This window comes from Paenarthrobacter sp. NPDC089322, from assembly GCF_040684895.1.
In the GTDB taxonomy this organism is placed as follows: Bacteria; Actinomycetota; Actinomycetes; order Actinomycetales; family Micrococcaceae; genus Arthrobacter.
Genome location: NZ_JBFBGW010000028.1, coordinates 15,840 through 40,526, shown reverse-complemented (window position 1 = coordinate 40,526; position 24,687 = coordinate 15,840). Strand labels below are relative to the sequence as shown.

24 protein-coding genes and 1 riboswitch are annotated in these 24,687 nt (G+C 64.5%); of the genes, 13 read left to right on the top strand and 11 right to left on the bottom strand.

Annotated elements, in window-relative coordinates; all coding sequences use genetic code 11:
* Positions 1-89 precede the first annotated feature (89 nt).
* Positions 90-479 (bottom strand): hypothetical protein, encoded by a 390-nt coding sequence (locus tag AB0N65_RS19710; RefSeq protein WP_364165650.1) that lies wholly within the window; start codon positions 477-479, stop codon positions 90-92.
* Between the two features lie 283 nt (positions 480-762).
* On the opposite strand from AB0N65_RS19710, the gene AB0N65_RS19705 reads away from it, so the two are divergent.
* The 3 genes from AB0N65_RS19705 to AB0N65_RS19695 all read left to right on the top strand — a co-directional run bounded on the left by AB0N65_RS19705 (position 763) and on the right by AB0N65_RS19695 (position 3,033).
* Complete coding sequence (locus AB0N65_RS19705) at positions 763-1,476, top strand: hypothetical protein (RefSeq protein ID WP_364165647.1); 714 nt, start codon at positions 763-765, stop codon at positions 1,474-1,476.
* A 148-nt stretch (positions 1,477-1,624) separates the two neighbouring features.
* Positions 1,625-2,167: an RNA polymerase sigma factor gene (locus AB0N65_RS19700; protein WP_364165644.1), complete on the top strand. Its 543-nt coding sequence runs from the start codon at positions 1,625-1,627 to the stop codon at positions 2,165-2,167.
* Positions 2,164-3,033 carry a hypothetical protein gene (locus AB0N65_RS19695; protein WP_364165641.1) on the top strand — a complete coding sequence of 290 codons (870 nt, stop codon included), beginning with the start codon at positions 2,164-2,166 and terminating at the stop codon, positions 3,031-3,033. The genes AB0N65_RS19700 and AB0N65_RS19695 overlap by 4 nt, the downstream gene beginning before the upstream one ends.
* A 57-nt stretch (positions 3,034-3,090) precedes the next feature.
* Here AB0N65_RS19695 and ald read toward each other — a convergent pair whose 3' ends face one another.
* Positions 3,091-4,209, bottom strand: coding sequence for an alanine dehydrogenase (gene ald / locus AB0N65_RS19690; RefSeq protein ID WP_364165638.1), 1,119 nt, complete (start codon positions 4,207-4,209; stop codon positions 3,091-3,093).
* A 209-nt stretch (positions 4,210-4,418) separates the two neighbouring features.
* On the opposite strand from ald, the gene AB0N65_RS19685 reads away from it, so the two are divergent.
* Positions 4,419-5,633, top strand: a complete 1,215-nt coding sequence (locus AB0N65_RS19685) for a helix-turn-helix domain-containing protein (RefSeq protein ID WP_364165635.1) — start codon at positions 4,419-4,421, stop codon at positions 5,631-5,633.
* Here the strand turns inward: AB0N65_RS19685 and AB0N65_RS19680 are convergent.
* Genes AB0N65_RS19680 through AB0N65_RS19665 form a run of 4 tightly spaced genes read right to left on the bottom strand, consistent with a single transcriptional unit; the run spans position 5,630 to position 9,155 of the window.
* A complete protein-coding gene (locus AB0N65_RS19680; RefSeq protein WP_364165633.1) occupies positions 5,630-6,034 on the bottom strand; it encodes a universal stress protein in 405 nt (134 codons plus the stop codon). The two genes, AB0N65_RS19685 and AB0N65_RS19680, sit on opposite strands and share 4 nt — an antisense overlap.
* On the bottom strand, positions 6,031-7,560 hold the full coding sequence (locus AB0N65_RS19675) for a tripartite tricarboxylate transporter permease (RefSeq protein WP_364165630.1): 1,530 nt from the start codon (positions 7,558-7,560) through the stop codon (positions 6,031-6,033). The genes AB0N65_RS19680 and AB0N65_RS19675 overlap by 4 nt, the downstream gene beginning before the upstream one ends.
* Before the next feature lie 9 nt (positions 7,561-7,569).
* Positions 7,570-8,145, bottom strand: a complete 576-nt coding sequence (locus AB0N65_RS19670) for a tripartite tricarboxylate transporter TctB family protein (RefSeq protein WP_364165627.1) — start codon at positions 8,143-8,145, stop codon at positions 7,570-7,572.
* 5 nt (positions 8,146-8,150) lie between these two features.
* Positions 8,151-9,155 (bottom strand): tripartite tricarboxylate transporter substrate binding protein, encoded by a 1,005-nt coding sequence (locus AB0N65_RS19665; RefSeq protein WP_364165624.1) that lies wholly within the window; start codon positions 9,153-9,155, stop codon positions 8,151-8,153.
* Between the two features lie 153 nt (positions 9,156-9,308).
* Between AB0N65_RS19665 and AB0N65_RS19660 the strand changes: the two genes are divergently transcribed.
* The 6 genes from AB0N65_RS19660 to AB0N65_RS19635 all read left to right on the top strand — a co-directional run bounded on the left by AB0N65_RS19660 (position 9,309) and on the right by AB0N65_RS19635 (position 16,816).
* On the top strand, positions 9,309-10,193 hold the full coding sequence (locus AB0N65_RS19660) for a LysR family transcriptional regulator (RefSeq protein ID WP_364165622.1): 885 nt from the start codon (positions 9,309-9,311) through the stop codon (positions 10,191-10,193).
* A 143-nt stretch (positions 10,194-10,336) separates the two neighbouring features.
* The gene (kdgD, locus tag AB0N65_RS19655; RefSeq protein ID WP_364165619.1) at positions 10,337-11,251 is read left to right on the top strand and encodes a 5-dehydro-4-deoxyglucarate dehydratase; all 915 of its coding nucleotides are present in this window, start codon (positions 10,337-10,339) and stop codon (positions 11,249-11,251) included.
* 53 nt (positions 11,252-11,304) lie between these two features.
* The gene (locus tag AB0N65_RS19650) at positions 11,305-12,918 is read left to right on the top strand and encodes an aldehyde dehydrogenase (NADP(+)) (protein ID WP_364165616.1); all 1,614 of its coding nucleotides are present in this window, start codon (positions 11,305-11,307) and stop codon (positions 12,916-12,918) included.
* The gene (locus tag AB0N65_RS19645) at positions 12,915-14,243 is read left to right on the top strand and encodes an enolase C-terminal domain-like protein (RefSeq protein WP_364165614.1); all 1,329 of its coding nucleotides are present in this window, start codon (positions 12,915-12,917) and stop codon (positions 14,241-14,243) included. Before AB0N65_RS19650 ends, AB0N65_RS19645 begins: the two co-directional genes overlap by 4 nt.
* Before the next feature lie 93 nt (positions 14,244-14,336).
* Positions 14,337-15,257: an AEC family transporter gene (locus AB0N65_RS19640; protein ID WP_364165612.1), complete on the top strand. Its 921-nt coding sequence runs from the start codon at positions 14,337-14,339 to the stop codon at positions 15,255-15,257.
* Positions 15,258-15,454: 197 nt separating this feature from the next.
* Positions 15,455-16,816 (top strand): MFS transporter, encoded by a 1,362-nt coding sequence (locus tag AB0N65_RS19635; protein WP_364165609.1) that lies wholly within the window; start codon positions 15,455-15,457, stop codon positions 16,814-16,816.
* 186 nt (positions 16,817-17,002) lie between these two features.
* Here the strand turns inward: AB0N65_RS19635 and AB0N65_RS19630 are convergent, their stop codons facing one another.
* Positions 17,003-18,268 (bottom strand): hypothetical protein, encoded by a 1,266-nt coding sequence (locus tag AB0N65_RS19630; protein WP_364165606.1) that lies wholly within the window; start codon positions 18,266-18,268, stop codon positions 17,003-17,005.
* A 2-nt stretch (positions 18,269-18,270) separates the two neighbouring features.
* A riboswitch (cyclic di-AMP (ydaO/yuaA leader) is annotated at positions 18,271-18,422 on the bottom strand.
* 230 nt (positions 18,423-18,652) lie between these two features.
* Between AB0N65_RS19630 and AB0N65_RS19625 the strand changes: the two genes are divergently transcribed.
* Positions 18,653-19,720, top strand: a complete 1,068-nt coding sequence (locus AB0N65_RS19625) for an ATP-dependent DNA ligase (RefSeq protein WP_364165603.1) — start codon at positions 18,653-18,655, stop codon at positions 19,718-19,720.
* Between the two features lie 24 nt (positions 19,721-19,744).
* Here AB0N65_RS19625 and AB0N65_RS19620 read toward each other — a convergent pair whose 3' ends face one another.
* From AB0N65_RS19620 to AB0N65_RS19605, 4 genes are all read right to left on the bottom strand, one after another.
* Positions 19,745-19,987: a DUF6480 family protein gene (locus AB0N65_RS19620; RefSeq protein WP_364165600.1), complete on the bottom strand. Its 243-nt coding sequence runs from the start codon at positions 19,985-19,987 to the stop codon at positions 19,745-19,747.
* Positions 19,988-20,099: 112 nt separating this feature from the next.
* Positions 20,100-20,885 (bottom strand): alpha/beta hydrolase, encoded by a 786-nt coding sequence (locus AB0N65_RS19615; protein WP_364165653.1) that lies wholly within the window; start codon positions 20,883-20,885, stop codon positions 20,100-20,102.
* Between the two features lie 3 nt (positions 20,886-20,888).
* Positions 20,889-21,095, bottom strand: a complete 207-nt coding sequence (locus AB0N65_RS19610) for a hypothetical protein (RefSeq protein WP_364165598.1) — start codon at positions 21,093-21,095, stop codon at positions 20,889-20,891.
* A 124-nt stretch (positions 21,096-21,219) separates the two neighbouring features.
* On the bottom strand, positions 21,220-21,639 hold the full coding sequence (locus tag AB0N65_RS19605) for a helix-turn-helix domain-containing protein (protein ID WP_364165595.1): 420 nt from the start codon (positions 21,637-21,639) through the stop codon (positions 21,220-21,222).
* A gap of 211 nt (positions 21,640-21,850) precedes the next feature.
* Here AB0N65_RS19605 and AB0N65_RS19600 point away from each other — a divergent pair, with 211 nt between their 5' ends.
* Both AB0N65_RS19600 and AB0N65_RS19595 read left to right on the top strand, forming a co-directional pair.
* Positions 21,851-22,924: a LacI family DNA-binding transcriptional regulator gene (locus tag AB0N65_RS19600; RefSeq protein WP_364165592.1), complete on the top strand. Its 1,074-nt coding sequence runs from the start codon at positions 21,851-21,853 to the stop codon at positions 22,922-22,924.
* A gap of 80 nt (positions 22,925-23,004) precedes the next feature.
* Complete coding sequence (locus tag AB0N65_RS19595; protein ID WP_364165589.1) at positions 23,005-24,675, top strand: ABC transporter substrate-binding protein; 1,671 nt, start codon at positions 23,005-23,007, stop codon at positions 24,673-24,675.
* Positions 24,676-24,687: the final 12 nt, after the last annotated feature.

Sequence of the window (24,687 nt, the reverse complement as noted above, 5' to 3'; positions counted from 1 at the left end):
GGTGCGGAGGCAAACCCATGGGTGAGTCACGTCCAAGTCGGGCCACAGCACCAGACTGTCAGCTACTCGCAGAGCAACCGTGTAAAGACTTACAGGCCCATGGTGAAGCCGGGAAGTCCGGACGGCACTGTACCGGGATTACCGCCCGGATTACCGCCTGGGTTACCACCAGGCGCACCCGCTCCGGATGAACCTGTCCCAGCCAAGCCGAGGGATGCCTGCTCCTGCTGGTCCGCGTTGGCTCGCAGGGTGCGCGCGTTCGTCTTCAAGCACAGGGCTGCAGCGCCCAGGCGTGCGTGGAGATCGCTGCGCCACATGCTGCGGAACTGCTCCGCGTCGTTGCCTTTCCAGTAGCGCCCGTTCTCGATCAACGAACCCAACTGGCGCTGCAGGCTGGTGATTTTCTCGGCTTCGTTATCCATCACCGACGAAAGCCGCCGAAGATCTTCGACGTCGGCGCCGACCAATCCCTGTCCCATCGCACATCCCCCTGTATGCCGGCGCGGTGTACGCCCTGCCAAGTATGCCCTGAGCCTAGCGCCAAACGGAATCCGGCCGCGATGGGCAGAACTCCCCGGCTAATGCGCGCAGGTGCGCCCCGACGTGACCAGCGCGCAAGGTCAAAAGTTTTTTCGGGATGGGCGTAACCTGGCCGGCCGCCCCAGCGATGTAGGGGGTGTGCGGGCCACATCCGCGCACTGATCATCCGGAAGCGCCCAACCGCTTCCGGGGCAATCCCCAAATCGTTTGTCGGAGGAATTCATGTCCTTGTTCACTGTCCTTGCCACGAGCAAAGTCGCCGCTGGCGTCCTGGCCGCAGGAGCCGTCGCTGCCGGCGGAACCGGCGTAGCCGCTTTCAACGGTGCTCTGCCTACGGAGATCCAGCAGACCGCGCATGACCTCGTCGGCGCCCCGGCTCCCGTCGCCGACAAGGCAGCAGCACAAGCAGCCGAGGCCACTGAAGCTGCCCGCCAGAAGGCGACTGACGCCGTCGAGACCGCCCAGGCCAAGGCGACTGACGCTGCGGAAGCCGGCCAGGCGAAGGCCGCCGACGCCGTTGACGCTGCGAAGTCCGCGGTGGACGAGACGGTTGCCGCAACGCCCGAGGCGTTCGGTCTCTGCACTGCATTCATCAACGGCGGGCTGAAGGCCGAAGCCAAGGTACCCGGCTACGAATCCCTGGTTGTTGCTGCAGGCGGCGAAGCAAAGGTGAAGGCACACTGCGAGGCTGTTGTGGATGCCGGGAAGGCAGCAGGACTCAAGGCTGACGGTTCGGTCAACGCCGACGCCGACGCTTCCGTAACGTCCAAGCAGCCCGCCACGCCTGCCGTCCCGGCTGTTCCCGGCACCCCTGAGGTTCCGGCAACCCCGGCTGTTCCCGCAGTACCGGCAGCGCCTGCCGCTCCTGAACTGCCGTCGCAGGTCCCGAGTGAGGTCCCGGCCGCTCCCGGCGCCGCCCTCGATTCTGTCCGCTAAGCCTCAAGCGGCTACGGTTTAAAGGTGGGGGCTCCTTGCCGAACGGTCATTGTGACCACGGCAGGGAGCCCCGCTACGTAACTGACGGCAGCGGCAGCGACTCCCGGCATGGACGTCGCTGAGCTGCGTGGGATGGAGGCATCCGCGGGTGCTGGAACCTTTGGCTGATGAATATGTGCAGGCGGACGACGACGATCCCGCGCTGCTCTTCACGGCTGCCTACAACAACTTCGCGGGCCCGGTGTTCGGCTACCTCCGGGCCCGCGGCGTGGACGATGCCGAGGCCGTCACGCAGGACGTTTTCCTTGCTCTCTACCCTAAGCTCGAAACCCTCCACGGCGGACTGCAAGGTGCCAAGACACTGCTGTTCACCATGGCCCATGCGCGGATGGTGGACCATTACCGCAAGCGGGAACGAACTCCGGATGCGACGCCGTATGAGGCCGACCTTGACGGCCGGCAGTCACCGTCGGCGGAGGACCAGGCGGTTGGAAGCCTCGGAGTAACGGAGCTCATGGAGGAGCTCGCCACTGACCACCGTGAGGTCCTCGCGCTGAGGGTCGTGGCGGACCTCTCGGTGGAAGAAACAGCGGACATCATGGGCAAGTCCCAGGGTGCCGTGAAACAGCTGCAGCGCAGGGCATTGAGTGCACTGAGGAAGCGTGCATTACGAAGGAACGGCAAATCATGAGCGAACACATCTCCCCGCGCGGCGGCATTGCAGACGAAGCCGCGGAGCAGGCCGTGGACCGGTTGTTGGCCGACGCGGGCTTCGAGGAAGCCGGCGACGTCCGCACCGAGCTGCTTGAACTTCGTGCCCTCGCCGGCACGGCCCCTGCGCCTTCGGCCGCCGTCCGCGCGTTGATGGCCGGCGACACCGGCGCGGCAATCAGAATCACGACGGCGGATGGCGGCTCTTCGTCCGGGGCGCCGACGGCGGTACTCACCCCGGTCGGTGGCCAAGCCGAGGGTGCTACTGCCGGTGCTGCATCCCGTGGCTCCATGGATGAGCTCGCAGTCCGACGTGGTCGTAAACGCCGTGCCGGGATTGCAGGGTTGGCCGTGGTTGTGTCACTCGCAGGCGGGGCTACGGCCGCGGCTGCCACGGAGGGCGCCATCTTCCAGCATCTGGGGGCGGCAATCGGGTCCGTGGTAGCACCCTTCTCTCCCGGGTCAGGGAGCCCGGCACAGGACCGCCCTGCTATGCCAAGTGAGGAGCCGGCAGGCAACGGCAGCGCCGGTCAGGACGTTCCGGCTCAGCCCGCTCCTGCGCCCGGCGCTACCGGCCCCGCGACGGTCTCGCCGGACGCTGCCAAGACCAACCCCGGTTCGGATCGCATCGTTTCCCCGAAGACGCCCGCCGGCGTGGATCCGCAGACTCCCCGAGATCCGGGGAAGGCAGAGCCGGGCAACGTCGCGATTCCAACTCCGCCGGTCACCGCCCCGGGCATCGATCCGGCGAACCCGGCACACCCAAACGTGACTCCGCCGACCCTCGGCCCATCCGGCGCTCCCGTACCGGTGCCCACGCACCTGATCCCCGACCCCGCGAAATGACACTTAATGACAATGTTCCCCAGGAACATTGTCATTAAGTGCCAACTCGGCGGGGCTTTAGGCCGTCACCAAGCTGTGCCAGTCGTCAACGAGGGGCAGGTTGTGCGCCTCGGAGACAGAGTGGTGTGCCACGTGGCCTGCGGCGATGTTGAGGCCTGCGGCGAGGGCGGGGTCGCGGTCGAACGCGGCCTTGACGCCCAGGTTGGCCAGTGCCACGGCGTAGCGCAGGGTGACGTTGGTCAGTGCGTACGTTGAGGTGTTCGGAACAGCGCCAGGCATGTTGGCAACGCAGTAGAAGATCGAGTTGTGGACCTTGTACGTCGGTTCCTGGTGGGTGGTGGGGTGTGTGTCCTCGAAGCAGCCACCCTGGTCCACTGCGATGTCCACCAGCACCGAGCCCGGCTTCATCCGGGACACGAGTTCGTTGGTGACCAGCTTGGGTGCCTTGGCGCCCGGGATCAGGACGGAGCCGATCACGAGATCTGCGTCGACGACTGACTTCTCGATCTCGTAGGCGTTGGAGGCGACGGTCTTCAGGCGGCCCTGGTAGAGGGCGTCAAGTTCGCGCAGCCGGTTGATGTTGATGTCCATGATGGTGACATCAGCACCGAGGCCCAGGGCCATGGCAGCGGCGTTGGTTCCCGCAACGCCGGCTCCGAGGACAACAACCTTGGCCGGGCGAACACCCGGTACGCCGCCCAGCAGGATGCCCTTGCCACCGGCCGGTGCCATCAGCGAGGAGGCGCCAACTACCACGGACAGGCGTCCGGCAACCTCGGACATCGGGGCGAGCAGCGGGAGGGTGCGGCCTTCCTGCACGGTTTCGTAGGCGATGGCCGTGACGCCGGAGTTGATGAGCTCGGCGGTGAGCTCGGGCTCGGCGGCGAGGTGCAGGTAGGTGAAGAGGATCAGGCCCTTGCGGAAGCGGTGGTATTCGGCCTTGATGGGTTCCTTGACCTTCATGACCATGTCGGCCCGGCCCCACACGTCGTCGGCGTCGGCAACGATCTCCGCTCCGGCGATCGAGTATTCCTCGTCGGTGATGCCCGAGCCGAGGCCTGCGCCGCGCTCAACCAGGACGGTGTGTCCGTGGGTGCGGAACTCGTGGACACCGGCCGCCGTGATGGCTACGCGGAACTCGTTGTTCTTGATTTCTTTGGGGACGCCGATGATCATCTGACTGGCTCCATCGTTAGCGGCTTGTTCGGCCGAATACTTGCTGCGGGCTGTGGTTCCAGAATAGATCCGGCTGTGAGGCAGGCGACATGGAGGGCAAGGCAGGCGAAGCCGAGATCCCCGGAAAATCAAGGATTCCCACCTCTACGGATCGACATTTGTCGAGCACTCGAGCGTCAGGTGTCGCCTGATGTTGGTACGCTGTCAGCGTGCAGCAGGACGTCGAGCAGATCGTGGAACAGGTGGCACTCAAGCTCGGCCGCGGACTGTCCCTGGAAGACCTCGACGGCGTCCTCCTCGCCTACAGCTCCAACCAGTCCCACGCCGACCGCGTGCGCGTGAACTTCCTCCTCAGCAAGCGGGTACCCGGCGACGTCAGCGCGTGGCAGCTCTCGCACGGGATCGCGACGGCGGTGCGTCCCGTCGTCGTTCCTGCCAACGACGAGCTCGGGATGCTGGGCCGCGTCTGCGTCCCGTTGCTGGTGCGCGGGTTCCGCGTGGGGTACTTATGGGTCCAGCAGGACCTGGAGGAGCAAACCGCGACGGCGATACTCGCCCAGTTGCCGGGCGTGCGTGATGAGCTGGACCTGTTGGCGGGACTGCTGCTCGACTCGAACACCGCAGAATCGGAGTTCAGGCGGCGGAGGGAACAGGAATTCCTGGCCGCCTGCGGGGGCGAATCCAACGCCGTCGCTGCCGTGGCCGGCTGGAAGGAGATCCAGGGCCGGGGTCCGTGGCAACTGGTGACCATTCTCGACGCTGATGGCGGGGGAGCCGCCGTCGACCCCATCGCCGCGACGCTCACGCACCGGACGGCGGCTTTGCAGTCCACCATCGGAGTGGACGCTGCCCTGTTCAGTGCCGGAACCGAAACGCACTCCGTGGTCCTGTTCCGGCAGTCGGGAGGCCGGGCAGACCATGCGCAGGTCCTGGTTCATTACCAGTTGGAGCTGGCCAAGCGAGCAGGGCGGTCCGTTGATCGGGTGATCCTGGGCATCAGTGAGCCGTTCGCGGTGATCCGGCAGCTGGCAGGGGCGTACCGGGAATCGAAGGTCGCAGCACAGGCCGCCGCCGTGGATCTTCCCTTGGGTGAGTTGGTGGACAGCCGGTCCGTCGGTGTCTATCAGTTGTTCGACCGGCTGCAGGCACCCGGCGGATGGGACGACACCGGATCCGTGCATTTCCGGGCCTTGGAAGACCACGACCGCAATGGCGAACTCCTGCCCGTGCTGGAGTTGCTGTACGACAATGACGGCTCGGTCCAGGACGTTGCCGGCAAACTCCATCTCCACAGGAGCAGCATCTACAACCGCCTCGGCCGGATCCGCCAACTCATCGGGGCTGATCCCTTGAGCGGCGCGATCCGGCTCGAGCTGCATGCGGCGTTGAAGGCCCGGCGCTGGGCGGGGCGCCCACGGATCTAGAAAGTGGAAGCTCCGGCCTTCACCGCAAGCACGGGACGGTCTGCCTGCATGAGGATCCGCTGGGCGTGGCTTCCCATGATGAACTTGCCCACCTGCGTGCGGTGGCGCAGCCCGATCACGATGAGCGAGGCATCGACTTCCCGGGCGACGTCCAGGAATTCGTCGGCGAGATCGTCCTTGTAGGGCGGCTGGATGACGGTCGCTATCACGCCGGCTTCGCGGGCCCGCTGCACTGCTTGGTCCAGCACGGCAGCAGGAGCCACCGCTTTGTCCACCAGGGCACCTTCGCGCGCCGAGTTCACGATGACCAGCTCCTGCTTCCGGAGCTGCGCCTCGGCGATGCCCGCCGCAAGGGCTGCCTCTCCAGCCGGGGTGGGAACGAAGCCGACGATGATTTTCATACCTTTTCCTTGATCTTGGAGGCGGGAACGGAATCAGCAGGCCGGGAACGCTTGGCCAACACCTTCCGGATGGCAGGCAACAGTGCCACCACGACAAACACGATGAGCAGCGTTGCCGAGATGGGCCGTGAGAAGAACCCCAAGGGATCGCCGCCAAACACCAGCAGCGAACGGCGGAGCGAGCTTTCCAGCAGCGAGCCCAGGACAAACGCCAGGACCAGCGGGCCGGGTTCGAAACCGAACTTCTTCATCAAGTACCCCACCGCGCCAAAGACAACCACCAGGGTCACATCGAACATGCTGTTGTTGATGGTGTACGCACCCAGCAACGTGATCAAGGCAGTGATGGGAGCGAGGATAGCGGCGCGGACACGGAGGATCTTCACGAAGATTCCCACCAGCGGCAGGCTCATGATCAGGAGCAGGATGTTCCCGATGTACATGGAGTTCACCACGCCCCAGAACAGCTCGGGATCCTGGTCCACCAACTGCGGGCCGGGCGTCACTCCCTGGATGAGCAGCGCGCCGAACATGAGGGCCATGGTGGCGTTTGCAGGGATGCCCAGAGTCAGCAACGGAATGAAGGAGGACGTAGCGGCGGCGTTGTTGGCCGTCTCCGGTCCGGCAACACCTTCCGGGGCGCCCTTGCCGAAGCGCTCGGGCTGCTTGGCACGCTTCTTCTCCATGGCGTAGGAGGCCATGGAAGCGATCGTTGCGCCGCCGCCGGGCAGGATGCCGAGGAAGAACCCCAGGATGGAGCCGCGGCCGATGGCACCGGACGCCTGCTTCAGGTCCTTCCGGGACGGCCAGACATTTGCGACGGCGGAGGGAGCCTTGGCGGCGCGGTGGCGCTCCTCGAGGTTGTACAGGATTTCGCCCAGGCCGAAGATGCCCATCGCGATGGGTACGAAGTCGATGCCGTCGGCAAGTTCGAGGCTGCCGAAGGTGAACCGGTTTTCGCCGGTGAAGACGTCCCTGCCGACGGTGGCCAGAAGGAGCCCGATGGCCGCCGCGATGAGTGCCTTCGCCTTTGCACCACTGCTGATGGTGGCCACGAGCAGGATGCCCAGGAGGGCAAGCGCGGAGTATTCAGCCGGCCCGAAGTCCAATGCGAAGCTCGCCACGAGCGGTGCCAGGAAGGTGAGGCCGATGATGGCTGCGGTACCGCCGGTGAACGAACCGATGGCGGCGAGGCCAAGGGCGGTTCCGGCCTTGCCTTGCTTGGCCAGTTGGTAGCCGTCGAACACGGTCACTACGGAGGACGCTTCGCCGGGCAGCCGGAGTAGCACGGAGGTAATGGTGCCTCCGTATTGTGCCCCGTAGAAGATGCCGGCCAGCATGATGATGGCTGTGACGGGCTCGACGCTGTAGGTCAGGGGCAGGAGGATGGCGATGGTCGCTGCCGGCCCCAACCCCGGAAGCACACCGATCAGCATGCCGATGAGTACGCCGATCAGGCAGTACAGCAGGTTCATCGGTTCCAGGACAACAGCGAAGCCGTTGATCACGGGATTCAGGAAATCCACGGTTGTCTCCTAGAAGAGGTGGGGGATGGACGTGTTGAGCGCCAGGACGAAGATGCCGTAGAAGGCGGCAATCACCAGCGCACTGATCAGGAGCGTGGACCGCCAGGTTTCGCTGCCCAGGAACTTCATCCAGATGATGCAGAGGATCAAACCCGGGATCTCGAAGCCGATCAGGGGCATCAAAGCCACCATGGCTGCGAGGGATACGAGTCCGGTCAGCGGTGCCAGGGAGAGGCGCGTGAACTTCTCGGCGTCAACGTTCCGCCTGCCGATGACCAGCTGGAACAGGCCAAGGGCCACCATGACGCAGCTGATGATGAACGGCCACAGGCCCGGCTGCGGCGCGGCCAGCGTACCGAGGCCCATGGCCAGGGAGAGGATCACAGCCCCGACTCCGACGCCAATCACCACAAGTGAGGACGCCGCGTTGGCCAGGGGGCCGGCAGCGGGCGGCTTTTCCTCCTCCCATTGGGCAGCGAGCTGCTCCGGCGTCAGGTCGTCGGTGCCATCGAATGGGGCACCCTCGACGGCGGCAGCGGCCTTTGCGCTGCTGCCACCGCCGGGTGCCGCACTGCTCGCGTTCATTGGAATCACTTGGTTCCGCTGAGGCTGATGTCGTACTTCTCCACCAAGGACTTGTACTTGGCGGCGTACTCCTTCCATTCCTTGACTACCTCTTCACCGGAGATCTCCTTCGGCGTCAGCATGTTCTTCTTGTTGAACTCCTTGTAGGCGTCCGTCTTGAAGGTGTCCTGCAGTGCGGAGTAGAGCTTGTCCTTCACGTCTTGCGGCGTGCCCTTGGGGGCAGCCAGCGCGCGGTACTGGGCTACTGGAACGTCGTAGCCCGCTTCCTTGGCGGAAGGAACGTCAGGGAGGAAGGAGTTGCGTTCCTCGGAGAACACCAGGAGCGGGGTGACCTTGTCGGCTTCGATCTGCGGCATGGCCTCACCCAGCTGGATGGTGGCGAGTTCAACCTGGTTGCCCAGGACTGCGGTGAGCGCGGGCTTGCCGCTGTCGAAGGGAACGTCGGTTCCCTGGACTGAGGCCTGCTTGAACAGGACGGTCTGGGCCAGCTGGCTGCCGGTGCCCACGCCGGTGGTGCCGAAGGTGACGTTGCGCTTGGCGTCGGTGACGTCCTTGAAGGAGGAGAACCCTGATTGCTTGCTGGCCACCAGGACGTAGTCGTCCTGCGAAAGTCCGGCGATGATGTCCAGGTCGTCAATGTTGACGGCCTCGTCTGCCGACACGGCCAGCGGTGTGATGGTGATGAGGGAGGCGGTCAGCAGGACCAGGTTCTGTCCGTCGGCAGGCTTGCCGGCGACTTCCTTGGTGGCCAGGGCTCCGTTGGCCCCCGGCTTGTTGACTACCGGCATGGGGGAGCCGAGGGTCTTGCCGGCTCCTTCGGCCACGGCCCGGGCGATCAGGTCGGTGCTGCCACCGGCTGCCTGGCCCACCGTGAGGTTGACGGGGCCGTTGGGGTATTTGGTTGTTGCCCCTGCGCTGCCTCCGGCGACGTTGCCGCAAGCGGTCAGGGCTAGCAGGGTAAGGGCTGAAGCCGCTCCGAGGACAGCGCGGCGGTTGGGGAAGTGCATCATTGGGAACTCCTGGTTGGCACGGGTGGTTCATGTGAGGGCTGAGTCCCTCGCCATGTGAACCGGGTCACGCCCGGTGCGCTTTGTCGAGTGTAGGGAGCCGCTATGATGCATGTCTAAGCCCAAAATTGCATCGATTGATACCTGGAAGGCATCATGTTCACTTTCGACCAATTGGCCGGATTCATCGCCGTCGCCGAGGAGCTGCACTTTGGCCGGGCGGCCGAGAGGCTCAACATGACCCAGCCGCCTCTGAGCCGCCAGATCCAGCGACTGGAAAAGATCGTCGGAACCGAGCTCCTGGAACGGGACAACCGCAAAGTGGAACTCACCCACGCCGGGAAGGCTTTCCTGGAGGAGGCCCGACGCCTCATGGCGCTCGCGGAGCGTGCGCCGGTCGCCGCTCGGCGGATTGCTTCGGGACGCTCGGGGCTGCTGAGGATCGGCTTCACGGCAGCGAGTGGCTTTAGTATTCTCGGTCCCCTTTTGGAAGAGATTGCCGGCATTCTTCCGGACGTGGATGTGGATCTGCAGGAGCTCGTGACCGGCGAGCAGATCAACGGACTCCTCACCGGGCAGCTGGACCTGGGGCTTGCCCGGCCACCGTTCGACACGGAGGCCTTCGACTCCCACTTGCTGTACCGGGAATCAATCCTGCTGGCTGTTCCGTCAGGCCATCGCCTTGCCGGCCTCAAGCGGAGCATTACCCATGCGGACTTGATCGATGAGCGGATCATCATGCACTCGGCATCGGATGCGCGCTACTTCTACGACCTTGTGGTCCGGTTGATGCCCATCCGGCATGAAAACGTGGTCCACACCGTCAGCCAGATCCTCACCATGGTGTCCCTCGTGGCAGCGAAACGCGGGGTGGCGTTCGTGCCGCACTCGGCCAAGGTCCTGGGGATCCAGGGAGTCGAATTCCTGGATCTGGCAGGCGGCGAAGGGGAGCCGGTGGAGCTTCATGCCATCTGGCGTCGCAAGGTCGAGAATCCCGCTCTCCGCCGCCTTCTCAAGGAGCTCTCCTTCGGCCTGGAGTAGTCCGTCCACGCACCCTCGCGATGATGCCCGGAGGGTATCAATGGATACAAAAGAACACTTAGACAGGCATTAGTGCCGAGCCTAGTCTGGAAAGGAACCAACACATCCGGGCCAACCGGCACGCATTCTTCGTTAGGACCACAGTGGCAACGTACACACCCCAGGAACTGGCAAACGTCCTCAAGGACGGACTCCTCTCCTTCCCCGTCACCTCGTTCGATGCCCAGCTGCAGTTCGACGAGGAGAACTACCGCAAGCACCTTGCCTGGCAGGCAAGCTTCCCGGTAGCGGGCTTGTTCGCCGCGGGCGGCACGGGCGAAGGTTTCTCGCTCACGCCGGCTGAATCCGAGCGCGTGGTGCGTACCGCCGTCGAGGAGGTTGGATCGATCGTTCCGGTCCTCGCCTCGGCGGGCGGCTCCACCGCCCAGGCGATCGAGAACGCCAAAGCGGCCGAGGCCGCGGGCGCCGAAGGCATCCTGCTGCTCCCGCCGTACCTGACGGAAGCGGACCAGGGCGGCCTGATCGACCACGTCAGCGCAGTCTGCAACGCGACCAACCTTGGCGTCATCATCTACAACCGCGCCAACGCCATCTACAAGGACACCACCGTGGCCACGCTCGCGGAGCGCCACCAGAACCTCATCGGCTTCAAGGATGGGGTAGGCGACCTCGAACACGACGCCCGCGTCTACGCCAAGCTCGGCGACCGCCTGTTCTACCTTGGCGGCCTCCCGACGGCCGAGACCTTCGCGCTCCCGCTCCTGCAGCTCGGCATGAGCACCTACTCGAGCGCCATGTACAACTTCGTTCCGCAGTTCGCCCTCGACTTCTACAAGGACGTCCGCAACAACGATCGCGACGCCGTCAACAAGAAGCTCAACGACTTCGTGATCCCGTACCTGGACATCCGTGACCGTGTGAAGGGCTACTCGGTGTCCATCGTCAAGGGTGGCCTGGACGCGATCGGCCGCTCCGCCGGGCCCGTCCGTCCGCCGCTGCAGAACCTGGCTGAGCAGGACCTCGCGGACCTCAAGGCCCTGATCGCCCGCGTTTCCTGACTCTTCGCCAGAGCCAGGCTTTTCCCCAACCGCCAGAGACCCAGGAGGAACCCATGACCCTCACCGGACACTCCCTCATTGCCGGACAGTCCGTCGTCGGCGAAGGCAAGACCACTTTCGGCTTCAACCCCGCCACCAATGAAGCCCTCGAGCCCGCCTACACGCTGCTCACGGAAGAGCAGCTGAAGGCAGCAACGTCCGCGGCGCAGGAGGCGTACGCGTCCTTCAGCACGCTCGATCCCGCAACCCACGCTGCGTTCCTTGACGCGGTTGCGGACAACATCGAGGCCATCGGAGATGAGCTCATTATCCGCGCCGGCCAGGAAACCGGCCTGCCCGCAGCCCGCCTCCAGGGCGAACGCGCCCGCACCACCGGGCAGTTGCGGTTGTTCGCAAACGTCGTCCGCCAGGGCGACTTCCGCGGCGTCCGCATCGACCCCGCCCTTCCGGAGCGCACGCCCCTGCCGCGTGCCGACATCCGCCAGCGCCAGATCCCGCTTGGCCCCGTGGCCGTCTTTGGTGCCAGTAACTTCCCGCTGGCATTCTCGACGGCGGGCGGAGACACCGCGTCGGCCCTCGCCGCCGGTTGCCCCGTGGTTTTCAAGGCACACAACGCCCACCCGGGAACGAGTGAGCTGGTGGGCCAGGCCATTGCCAAGGCCGTCAAGGAGGCCGGGCTGCACCCGGGCGTGTTCTCCTTGATCTACGGACCGGGCGCCAGCATTGGGCAGGCCCTCGTGTCGGACCCGGCCATCAAGGCCGTAGGTTTCACCGGTTCCCAAGCAGCCGGCGTTGCCTTGATGCGAACCGCCGCCGCACGCGCCGAACCCATCCCCGTCTATGCGGAGATGTCCTCCTTGAACCCGGTCTTCGTGTTCGAGGGCACCCTTCAAGGTGACGCCGAAACCATCGACGCTTTGGCCCGGCAGTACGTCGCCTCGGTGACCGGCAGCTCCGGCCAGCTCTGCACCTCGCCCGGTTTGCTGTTTGCCCCCGAAGGCGAGGCAGGAGACAAACTTGCTGCCGCCGTCGGACGTGCCGTTGCGGCCTGCAGCGGACAAACCATGCTGACCGAAGGCATTGCCGGTTCCTGGAACGCCGGTACCGAGGCACTCGGCAAGGCCGAAGGCGTCGACGTGATCGGCCAGGGCACTCCCGGGGCCACCCACAATGCGCCGGCGCCCACCATCTTCGGTACGGGGGTACAGCAGTTCGTGAACAACCACGTCCTGCACGAGGAAATCTTCGGTGCTGCCAGCCTGGTGATCCGCTACTCCTCCGTGGAGGACCTCCTGCAGGCCGCTTCCCGGATTGAAGGCCAGCTCACCGCCTCGTTGCAGCTCACCGAGGCGGACTACCCGACGGCGGCACGGCTGCTTCCGGTCCTCGAACAGAAGGTGGGCCGCATCATCGTGAACGGCTGGCCCACCGGAGTTGAGGTTGGGCACGCAATGGTTCACGGTGGACCGTTCCCCGCCACGTCCGACTCCCGCACCACATCGGTTGGAACACTGGCCATCAACCGCTTCCTGCGGCCGGTCGCCTACCAGAACCTGCCCCAGGAACTCCTCCCGGAATCCCTTCAGGACGCCAACCCCTGGCACTTGAACCGCAGGATCGACGGCGAAGTTGTTGCCGCAGCACAGGAAGCTGAGGTCGGCGCATGAGCACGCAACCCATCATCGCCCGGGTAGAGGTTGTACCCGTTGCAGGCTACGACAGCATGCTGATGAACCTCAGTGGCGCGCACGGGCCGTTCTTCACGCGCAATGTTGTGATCATCACCGACTCCGAGGGCCGCACTGGCCTGGGTGAGGTTCCCGGGGGCGAGAAGATCAAGGCCACCATCGAAGAAGCCGGCGCACTCATCAACGGGAAGCCCGTGGCCCGGTACCGTTCGCTGCTGCGTGAGATTGCGGCCGTGTTCGCGGACCGCGACGCCGGTGGCCGCGGCCTGCAGACTTTCGACCTCCGCACTACGGTCCATGCCGTCACTGCCATCGAGTCCGCGCTTCTGGACCTGCACGGGCAGTTCCTCGGCGTCCCCGTGGCTGAGTTGCTCGGTGATGGCCAGCAGCGCACCTCGGTGCCGATGCTCGGATACCTGTTCTTCGTGGGTGACCACAAGCGGACCGACCTGCCGTACCTCGTGGAGGACGCGCCGTCGGACCGCTGGGAAGAACTGCGCCGCCAAGAGGCCATGACGCCGGAAGCCGTCGTCGCATTGGCTGAAGCCGCCCAGGAGCGTTACGGCTTCAGCGATTTCAAGCTCAAAGGCGGGGTTCTGTCCGGCGACGAGGAAGTGGACGTCGTCACGGCCCTGGCCAAACACTTCCCGGATGCCCGCGTGACGCTGGACCCCAACGGTGGCTGGCTCCTGGAGGAAGCCATCCGGCTGGGCAAGCGTATGCAGGGCGTCGTGGCCTACGCCGAGGACCCGTGCGGCGCCGAAGGCCGCTTCTCCGGCCGCGAGGTCATGGCCGAGTTCCGCCGCGCCACCGGGCTGAAGACGGCTACCAACATGATTGCCACGGACTGGCGCGAAATGTCGCACGCCATCCGCAGCAACGCAGTGGACATCCCGTTGGCGGACCCGCACTTCTGGACCATGCACGGCTCCGTCCGCGTGGCGCAGCTCTGCCACGAGTTCGGGCTCACCTGGGGCTCTCACTCGAACAACCACTTCGATATCTCGTTGGCCATGTTCACGCATACCGGTGCAGCGGCACCCGGCGAGATCACCGCGCTGGACACTCACTGGATCTGGCAGGACGGCCAAGGCCTCACCAAGGAGCCACTGCAGATCAAGGGCGGCGCCATCGAGGTTCCGGATGCTCCGGGGCTCGGCATCGAGCTGGACCGTGATGCCCTCGATAAAGCCCACCAGTTGTACCTCGAGCACGGACTGGACGCCCGCGACGACAGTATTGGCATGCAGTACTACATCGAAGGTTGGCAGTTCGATCCGAAGAAGCCCTGCCTGGTCAGGTAAGGGCAGCCCGGTAACGGCAACACTTCCGCACGGCCGCTGCACTCCTCGCAACGGGAAGCGGCCGTGCGGAAACCAATTTCAGAAGGGAGCAGGGTGGGCGGCGTTGTCTCCGGCATCCTTATTGTCAGCGCGGTCATTGCCGTGGGCTTTTGTGCGGCCAGATTCAAGGTGCTGGCCCCCGACGTCCAAGGCGCGTTGACCAGGACTGCCTTCTACATCACCAACCCTGCATTGCTTTTCACGGTGGTAGCCGGAAGCGACATCCGGGCAGCCCTCGGTGTCGACGCCCCACTCGCCCTGCTTTCCGCAGCGGCGGTGGGGCTTCTCTATTGCCTCCTGAGCTTCCTTTTCTTCCGAAGGCCGGTTGCCGAAACCGCGGTAGGGGCGATGGCCAGCAGTTACGCGAACGCCAACAACATCGGTATTCCGGTCTCTTTGTATGCGGTGGGGACCGCCCAACATGTGGCGCCCGTACTGCTGGTCCAACTCCTTGTCATGGCGCCCTTCTACGTCACCATCCTGGGGCTCGCGGGCGGCGCCGGGATCTCCTGGAAGCGCATCCTTCTCCAGCCGTTCGCCAATCCCATGATTATCGCCTCCGCCCTGGGTGTGGTGGTCGCATTGACGGGCTGGACAGCGCCGGAACTCGTGCAGAAGCCCATCGACATGCTTGCCGCCGCAGCAGTGCCCATGGTTCTGCTGGCTTTCGGCATGTCCTTGGCAGGAAAGGCCCCGCTGCAAAAGGGCGACGGCCGGGTGGAAACCGTCGTCGCCACGCTCCTGAAGGTCGCCGGCATGCCGGTGATCGTGTGGGCACTCGGCAGGTTTGTCTTCGGTCTCGAGGGCCAGCATCTCCTGGCGAGCGTCATCATGGCGGCTCTTCCCACCGCGCAGAACGTCTTCCTCTTCGCCTCTCCGTACGGCCGCGGGACCGTGGTGGCCCGGGACGTCATCCTGTGCACCACCGTCCTCTGCATCGGCGCACTGCTGGTGGTTGCTGCCCTCTTAGGTTGACCGGAGGGTTGAGTGATGCCCTGAGGGTATCTTCCGATGCAAATTATGTGTTGGACGTGCATCACAAAAGCCCTCTAAAGTTGACATAGATCGTGTGGCGGAGGCCACAGGCCAGCTGTCCCAGCAGTGAGCCACCTCATCCCTACCCCAGCGGCCCACGGTCACAAAGCTTCGCCTAGTCAAAGAGGATTTACCCCATGCAATCTGTTGACGCTGCCGTCACGGATGTCGCCCACGCCACCAAGAAGTTCTTCAAGCGCGTGCTGCCCATCATGCTGGTCATGCTTGTCTGCAACCAGCTCAACCGTTCCAACATCGGCTACGCCCACGAGCACCTGGAAGCCGACGTTGGAATCGGTGCAGCCGCCTACGGTTTTGGTGCAGGCCTGTTCTTCATTGCCTACGCGATCTTCGAACTCCCCAGCAACGTGCTCATGGAAAAGTACGGTGCCAAGGTCTGGCTGACCCGCATCATGATCAGCTGGGGCCTGGTGTCCTTCCTCATGGCCTTCGTACAGAACGAAATGATGTTCTACGTTCTGCGCTTCCTGCTCGGTGCTGCCGAGGCCGGATTCTTCCCGGCCGTGATCTTCTACTTCGCACGCTGGGTTCCCGTCGGCATGCGAGGGAAGGCGACCGCGATCTTCATCGCCGGTTCCTCAGTCGCGGCTGCATTGTCCGGTCCGATCGCGGGCATGCTGCTGAGCCTGCACGGTGCACTGGGCATCCGCGGCTGGCAGTGGCTCTTCGGCTTTGAGGGCTTGCTCTCCGTGGCCGTGGGATGCATCGTGTACTTCCTTCTCGATGCCAAAATCCAGGACGCCAAGTGGCTCACGCCGGCAGAGAAGACTGCGCTCTCCGCTGCGATCGCCGAGGAAGACGCCCAGCACACCAAGGGCAAGAACGGCAAGATCAACCGCTGGAAGATGCTCCTGAACCCGCAGATCCTCCTGCTCTGCGCCATTTACTTCGCCGTGCAGCTCTCCATCTACGCCAACACTTTCTGGCTGCCGACCATCGTCAAGCAGATCCCGGGCACCACGGACCTCAGCGTCGGGTTCCTCTCAGCCATCCCCTGGGTGTGCGCCGTGTTTGCCATGTACTTCGCAGCGAAGCTGCAGGACAAAGCCAAGTCCAAGCGGCCCCTGCTGGTCGTCGCCCTGCTGATTGCCGCCGTCGGGACCTACGCGGCAGCCGTGGCGACGCCCGTCCTGGCGCTCGTCTTCCTGGCCGTCGCGGCCATGGGCTTCAAGAGTGCGTCGCCGCTCTTCTGGACCATTCCGCAGTCCGGCCTCCACCCCGCAGTCCTGGCGCCGGCCATCGCGATCATCAACTCGCTGGGCAACCTTGGCGGATTCGTGGCCCCGTTCGGCTTCGGCATCATCAAGGAGCAGACAGGCAGCGTGATCCCCGGACTGTTCGCCCTGGCAGCAGCCTCCACGATTGCCGCCGGCTTGGTCTACTTCCTGCGGGAACGCAAGAAGGACGCCGCTCCTCATGCAGAAACCGGCGCCGTGGGCGAGGTTCGGTCGGCGGACAAAGTGAGCGCCACCGCCTAGTTTCGCTGAGGAACATCATGAGGCAGGCACCCGAGGGTGCCTGCCTCATGGTTTCGCGAGACTAGGAGCGCCGTAGCCGCTGGCAGCTCCAGCGACCCATCCGACGGCGGAACGTCGCGGTTCGGCTGCTGCTGCAGTACCTGCCGTGCCATCCGGTGTGCGTGGTGGTCCGGGGCATCCGTGTGCTCATTTCAGCAACCCGTCCGCAGCGTCAAGGAGCGTGTCCAGATCCACGGCAGACTGCGAAGGTGCAGCTGTGGGACTTCCCGTCGGTTTGGGCTTCTTGGACGGATCCGAGGTTGGTGTCGGCGTGGGGGTGACTGTCGGCGTCGTCGTGGGCGTGGGGGTAGCCGGCTGCGTGGGTACCGGTTGAGTGGGTACCGGGGTGGTCACGCCGGGTACCGGGGTGACAACCGACGGCGCGGCGGATGGTACCCAGACAGGGTCCGCCAGCGACACTTCCGGAGTCGGAATGGACGACGACGCTCCCGTAGGTGCCTCGGCGGCGGGCTGCCGGGCATCAGTTGTTGCTTTGCCGGCTTCCGCAGGGGGCCCTGTTGTGGCTTCCGTCGCAGCTGACGTGGACGAAGCAGTGGAGTATGAAGGGGTCGGTGCCGGGGATGCCTTACCTGTCTGGCGTCCTTCGCCATCCTTGGTCCCGCCGGCCTCATTGCTCTGCGTTTCCTGGCCAAAGAACGGCAGCTCGAGGGCCTGGCTCATGGTTCCCGCGGTGAGCACCAGGCCAAGAGCTCCAGCCACCACGGCCATGCGCTGGCTCATGGTCTTGACGGAGGCAGCCTTGGTCAAGGCAGCGTGCGGCTCCCGGCTCAACGTCGACGTTCCGAGGGACAGGCCGCCGAAGCCGGACTGGGTAGCCGAAGAGTTGGCCGCCTCTGCCGTGCTCAGGGCCGTGCCGTGCTCGCGCGCCTGGCTCCGGGCGGCCTTGCGACTCGCGAGACCTGCGGCTGCTGTGGCTGCTGCGGCGATCTGCGCCGGGGATTTGGCCTGGGCGGGTGACCCGGCGGGGACGGACTCGGATGCTGTGATCACCGGAAGCGCTGCCGTCGCGGGTTCCGCTGGTGCTTCTTCAACGGGTGCGACGACGGGAATCGCCGCCGTGGCGGGCTCGGCGGGTACCGGTTCTTCGGGAACTTCCTCGGCAGACCCTGCCGGAGCGACGACGGGAATGGCCGCGGTAGCCGGCTCCGGTTGTTCCGCTTCCGGCACAGCTGCGGCCTGTGCCGCGCGCTCACGCTCGGCCGCCCGGGCGGCCGCACGGGTGGTGGGCGCAGCGACGGTAGGAATCGCCGCCGTGGCGGGTTCCGGCGTCGAGGTTTGCGCGGTTGGTTCGCTGGTGGGGGATCCGCTGGGTTCGGCCCGACGGCGTCCGGTTGGCTTTAGGCGCTCGCGTGCAATTTGGGCGCGGCGCGGCTGATCCATGGTTGGGGACATGGTGGTTGCCTCTCAACGCCTGCGAGGTTAGCTGTCGGGTTCGGACGAGGCCGTCCGGCCGCACATGGCGGCTTCACCCCGAGGGCCTGTTGGGGGGTCAGGCCCGGGAACTCTGGGTCCCCCGTCTCTGCCGCGGGTCTGGCGGATTCCGAAGTGCGGCAGAGCTCGGCGTCACCCCGGAAGCGGCCCAGCGGAGAGTCGGGTCGCCCTTCGACGGTACATGAGCCGGAAAGTAAAGTCACATTAATGTAACGGACGGAACGCCTGCCCTCGCGGCGCGTGCTGAGGGCCTAGGCTTCGGAGCCGTTGTCCGCAGCGACGTTTTATCCACATATCGGTCGCCAACCCTAGCCTTACGCTGCGACCGGCAGGTAGACATGAGCTATGGATCTCCCTGTGAAGCCGCCGGTCTCGCCCATGCTTGCCAAGTCCGTGCCAAACATTCCGGACGTTGGGCACTATGAACCCAAGTGGGACGGCTTCAGGACCATCGTTTTCAAGGATGGCGAGGACATCATCCTGGGAAGCCGGAACGAGAAACCCATGACGAGGTACTTCCCGGAGCTCGTCGAAGCACTGCGAAGGAACCTTCCGGACAAGTGCGTGATCGATGGCGAGATCGTGCTTATCGCAGACAACAAACTTGAATTTGAGCTGCTGCAACAGCGGATCCACCCGGCCGACAGCAGGGTCAGGATGCTGGCAGACAAAACACCGGCGTCCATGATTGCCTTCGACATCCTCGCGTTGGGCGACGACGACCTCATGGTCCGGCCCTTCTCCGAGCGTCGCGCCATTCTTGAAAAAGCCCTCGCGCATGCCTCGGCCCCCGTCTATGTGACGCCTGCCGTTTCAGATCTCGACAAAGCCCGGGAATGGTTCGTGCAGCTTGAGGGAGCAGGGCTCGACGGCGTGCTGTCCAAACCGTTGGACGGCACCTACCAGCCGAACAAGCGGGTGATGTTCAAGACCAAGCATGAGCGCACCGCCGATTGCGTGGTGTCCGGGTTCCGCTGGCATAAAACGGCGAAAGTGGTGGGCTCCATGTTGTTGGGGCTTTATGACGATGCGGGGCGGCTGCAGCACGTCGGCGTAGTGGCGTCGTTCCCCATGGCCAAGCGCGAAAGCCTGGTCGCGGAATTGGAGCCCTACCGGATTGAGCTCAGCGAACACCCTTGGGGTCAGTGGGCCGCCCAAAGCGAAGAGGATACAGGCGGAACGCGCATGCCCGGCGCTCAGAGCCGATGGAGTGGCGGCAAAGACTTTTCCTTTGTGCCGCTGCGGCCGGAACTGGTGATTGAGGTTGCCTACGACTACATGGAGGGGGACAGGTTCAGGCACACCACCCAGTTCCGCCGGTGGCGTCCGGACCGGACCCCGGAGAGTTGCACCTACGAGCAGATCGAGGAACCCGCGGACTACGACCTCTCCGAGATCCTGAAGCTGCCGTAGCCCCGGGCCGAACGTAGTCCTGGACTACTCCTCGTGTCCCTGGTCCCGGCTCATGCTGTCTTCGGCCGGCGGTGTCTCTCCCGGGGGTACACCTCCGCCGGGCTCCAGCCCCGTGACGTTGCCGTTGGCGGGATCGGGATTGGCAGATGCTGCGGGGTCGCTGTCTTCGTCCTTGCGCATGTCCGGATCTTCGTGGATGCTGTCGGGCTCCGCCGCGCCGCTCACTCCGAAGGTCTGCGGATCGTCTTCCGGGTCATAGCTGGTCATGGTCAACCCTTTCCTCAGCAAACTTACTTTCGACCTTGCCCTGTCAGCCTAACCGGGGCGCGCCCGAGCCAACAAGGGCCGCACCCGAGGCGGGGGCGTCGACGGTAAGCGACTAATTCTGCCGGGATGTTGCCGAGACGAAGCTCCGGATGGCATCGGCTACCGCTTGAGGGCGCATGTGCTGTGCTACATGGCCGACGCCGTTGATCTCCACGAGCCTGCCCTGCGGTACTGCCCGCGAAAGGCGCAGCGACCATTCGGGGCCAGCCACGTGATCCCTGCTGCCGCGAAGGATCAGGACCGGGACGTCCACGTTGGCCAGTCGTTTCTCCGTGGGGTACTCCATCATCACGGGTAGTTCAGTCAGGTACCAGCGGGGGCCGCAACGAAGGTAATCGGTGACCACGATCCAGTTGGAGGACGGGCTTTCGCGAAGGAGGCCGTCCAGGAACAAGGCCAGGGACTGTCTCCCGATGTTCTTGTGCCGCGAATCCACCACGGGACCCATGAGCACCAGGTGTTGCACCCGTTCGGGCTCGCATAAGGCTGCCTCGATGGCGAACTGCACACCCATGGAGTGGCCCACAAGCACGTATGATTCGATGCCGCAGGACTTGAGTGCCTCAGCAATGTACGCGCCATAGTCCTCGACTGACAGTTGGCGGCCGGGCTTGGGGGTTCCTGCAAAGCCCGGAAGGTCCAAGGAATACGTGGGTGAACCGGCTGCGAGGACGGCGTGCAGCCTTGCGAGGTAGCGATGGGAAACGCCGATGCCGTGGATGAGAACGTACACGGGCTCGCCATTTGCCTGGGCGCCCGGCGGCGGCGTTCCATTCGTCCAGAGGATCCGGCCCGTCAGGCCGCGCGCTTCGACGTCGGCGGATAGTAGTGCTGTCAGTGTTTACTCCCGGGCAGCGTCGTCGGATTCGGCGGGGTCGCCTGCAGGGTGCGGGGCATCAGGTGATGCAGCAGCGTTAGCGGCGTCCCGGCGTCGGGCAATCTTGGACTCGGTCCACATGGCGACGGCGACGAACACGACGCATGCAAACATGAAGGTGGCAACGAAGTTCAATCCCATGGCGGAACCCAAGGGTGCGGCAAGGGCCATTGCGGCCACCCCGGCCACTATATGCCACCCTTTGAAATTGCCCACCAAACAAGCGTAACCCCGGGTTTTACAGGTGCTGGTCCGTTGGCTGGGATCGTTGCTTGATCCTTATCACTCCGACACTTTAGTGGGTGTCGGCGTCATCTGCGGCGCCATGCCCGGCAGCCGCCTCGGCCTGCTTCCTCTTCTGCGTTTCGAGCCACTCCATGATGGCTGCCTGCCGGATCCTGCGGTGGGTTCCGCGGTACTCCACCGGGATCTCGCCGCGGTCGGTCATATTGCGCAGGTAGGTGTGCGAGATGCCGGCGAGTTCGGCCGCCTGCGAGGTAGTGAGCATTTCCTCCACGCTGCTTACGGTCACGGTTTCGCCTCGGCCCAGCCTCGCGAGAAGGTCGACGACGGCGTCCCTCGCCTGGTCGGGGAGGCGGTGGACGGTGCCATCCACGAACACGGTGATGTCGTCGCTGTCCTGGAGGGAGCGTGCCAGATTCCGGGCTTCATCGGCGGGGAGCCCGGCCGTGACGCGGGGAGCTATCAATGCCATGGCAGAAGCCTAACGCGGGGGCAGGGAGCTCTGTGCCGGCAGCCCGTTTCGTTGCTTCGCTGCGCAGTGTGCCGTACGTGCGGCACAGTACGCAGCGAGGCAACGAAATGGAGAAAAATAAGCGTTGACAGTTCTGAGGTAACGCGCGTAACCTAATTCACACGCTCGAAGTAACGCGCGTTACCTACTATCCAAGCATCCGGAGCATTCAATGGCGAAAAGCACCACCTCCAAGCAGCCCGTACCCGGGCGGCCAAGGGGAGTCACCATGAATGACGTCGCCAAACATGCCGGCGTCTCCAGGACTGCAGTCTCGTTTGTGCTGAGCAACCGCGAAAACGCCAGCATCTCCGAGGAAACCCGTACACGGATCAACGACGCCGTGCAAGCACTGGGCTACCGCCCGAACGCCGGAGCCAGGGCACTGGCATCACAGCGCAGTGATTGGTACGGGATCGTCACCGAGATCGTCACGGCACCGTTCGCCGTGGACATCATCAAAGGTGCGCAGGATCAAGCGTGGCTTGATCGGCGGTTCCTGCTCATCGCGCCCTCCGACCAGGCCGATGCGCAAGGGCCCAACCAAGGCATGGAAGACGCAGCCATAGAAAAGCTGCTGGAACAACGAGTGGAAGGACTTCTCTACGCGGCCACGTACCACCGCGGCGTTCACGTTCCGGAAAGCGCCAACGAGGTACCCACCGTCCTGATCAACTGCTTTGACGCCGACGGAAGATTGCCCTCGATCGTCCCGGACGAGAGAGCCGGTGGACGGGTCGCCGTCCAACGTCTGCTCCAAGCGGGCCACACCAGGATCGGCATCATCAACCTGGACCCGGACATCCCCGCAGCTGTGGGACGTTTGGAGGGCGCCCGCGAAGCACTGGCCGGCGCCGGACTGGAACTCGACCCGGAGCTGGTGGTGTCCGGAAACGCCACGGCTGACGGCGGCTACGAGGCCGCCTGTGCGATTCTGGACCACTATCCACACAACGCAGGCAGGCCAACCGCATTGTTTTGCCTCAACGACCGCATGGCGATGGGCGCCTACGACGCCATCAAGGAACGGGGCCTGACCATCCCCGGAGACATCGCTGTGATCGGCTTCGACAACCAGGAACTGATTGCGGCCTACCTCAGGCCCAAACTGACCACGGTTGCGCTGCCGTTCGAAAAAATGGGCGCCCTGGGAGTCCAGACGCTCGCCGCTCTCACAGCAGGACAGCCGATCACTGCCGACCAGCAATTGGTCGACTGTCCGCTGCTAGAACGCTCCTCGGTCTGACCGCGAAATCACTTCCGAAGAGCAAACCCCTCACCCATTCCTTCACCTCGGACGATGAAGACAGGAAAGAGATAACCATCATGACACAACCCCGATTTTTCAGGGCTGCCCGCATCACGGCGGCAAGCCTGGCCGTGGGCGCGATGCTGCTGACCGGCTGCGCCGCCACCGGAGAGAAAAAGACCAACGACGCCGGAGCGAACGCGAGCGCGTTCCTGACCATTCCTCGCGAAGACATGGGCACGTTCGTGCAGAACTTCAACCCGTTCGCTCCCACCGTGAACCCGATGGTCCAGCAGTCGATCTACGAATCGCTCCTGATTTTCAATCCGGCCAAGGGAAACACGACGCCGTGGCTCGCCACCGAGTGGAAGGCCGCCGATGACGGCAAGTCCATCACGTTCACCCTCCGGGACGGCGTGAAGTGGTCCGACGGCCAGCCGTTCGTTGCTGACGACGTTGCCTACACGTTCGAGCTGCAGAAGAAGATCAAGGGCGGTTACGAGTACCTGGACACCGTCACCGCAGAGGGCAACAAGGTCACCTTCAACTTCAACAAGCCGTGGTCCCCCGCCCTGTACGACGTCGGACAGCTCACCATCCTGCCCAAGCACATCTGGTCCGCACTGGCCGATCCGGAGAAGGACGCCAACGCCAAGCCCGTAGGCACCGGCCCGTACACGGAGGTGGACAGCTTCCAGGCCCAGTCCTTCGTACTGAAGAAAAACCCCAACTACTGGCAGCCGGAGAAGCAGAAGATCGCCGGCATCAAGATGCTCGCCTTCGCAGGGAACGACGGCGCCAACCTCGCCGCCGCGAACGGCGACGTCGACTGGGCCCCGCAGTACATCCCGAACATCGAAAAGACGTTCATCGCCAAGGACAAGGAACACCGTCAGTACTGGTTCCCGGCCACGGGTGCCATGATCAACTGGCAGCTCAACACCACCAAGGCACCTTTCAACGACGTTGAGGTCCGCAAGGCGTTGAGCATGGCCGTCGACCGTGACCAGGTCACCAAGATCGGCATGAGCGGCTACGCCAAGCCCGCAGACTGCACGGGCCTGTCCGGCAACTACGAGACCTGGAAGAACGCTGAGGTCAAGGACAACTGCACCTGGACCAAGCTGGACGTCCAGAAGGCCAATGAGCTGCTGGACAAAGCCGGCTACGCCAAGGGTGCCGACGGCAAGCGCACGCTCAAGGACGGTTCGCCGTTCGAGTTCAAGATCTCCGTGGGGGCTTCCTCGTCCGACTGGCTGTCCGTAGCCAACGTGATCGCGCAGAACCTGGCAGAGGTCGGCGTCACGGCCAAGGTGGACTCCCCGGACTGGGCTGCCGTGGTTGCAGGCTACGAAACCGGTGACTTCGACTCCGGCATCGTCTGGAGCGCCAACGATCCCAGCCCCTACAAGTACTTCAACACCTCCATGGGCACGGCAACCGTGAAGCCCGTGGGCACCAAGACGTTCGACAACTACCACCGCTTCGGGGATCCCAAGGCCGATGCCCTGCTCGCCGAGTTTGCCGCAGAAGCAGACGAGTCCAAGCAAAAGGACATCGCCAACAAGCTGCAGGAACAGTACAACGACGTCGCACCGCTGGTCCCGCTCTTCTCCGGCCCGGAATGGGGTGCCTTCAACGACACCCGCTTCACCGGCTGGCCCACTGAAGCCAACCCGTACGCGACTCTCTCGGTACGGGCACCCACCACGGTCCTGGTGCTGACCACGCTGGAACCACGCAGCTAATCCTGCCGCCAC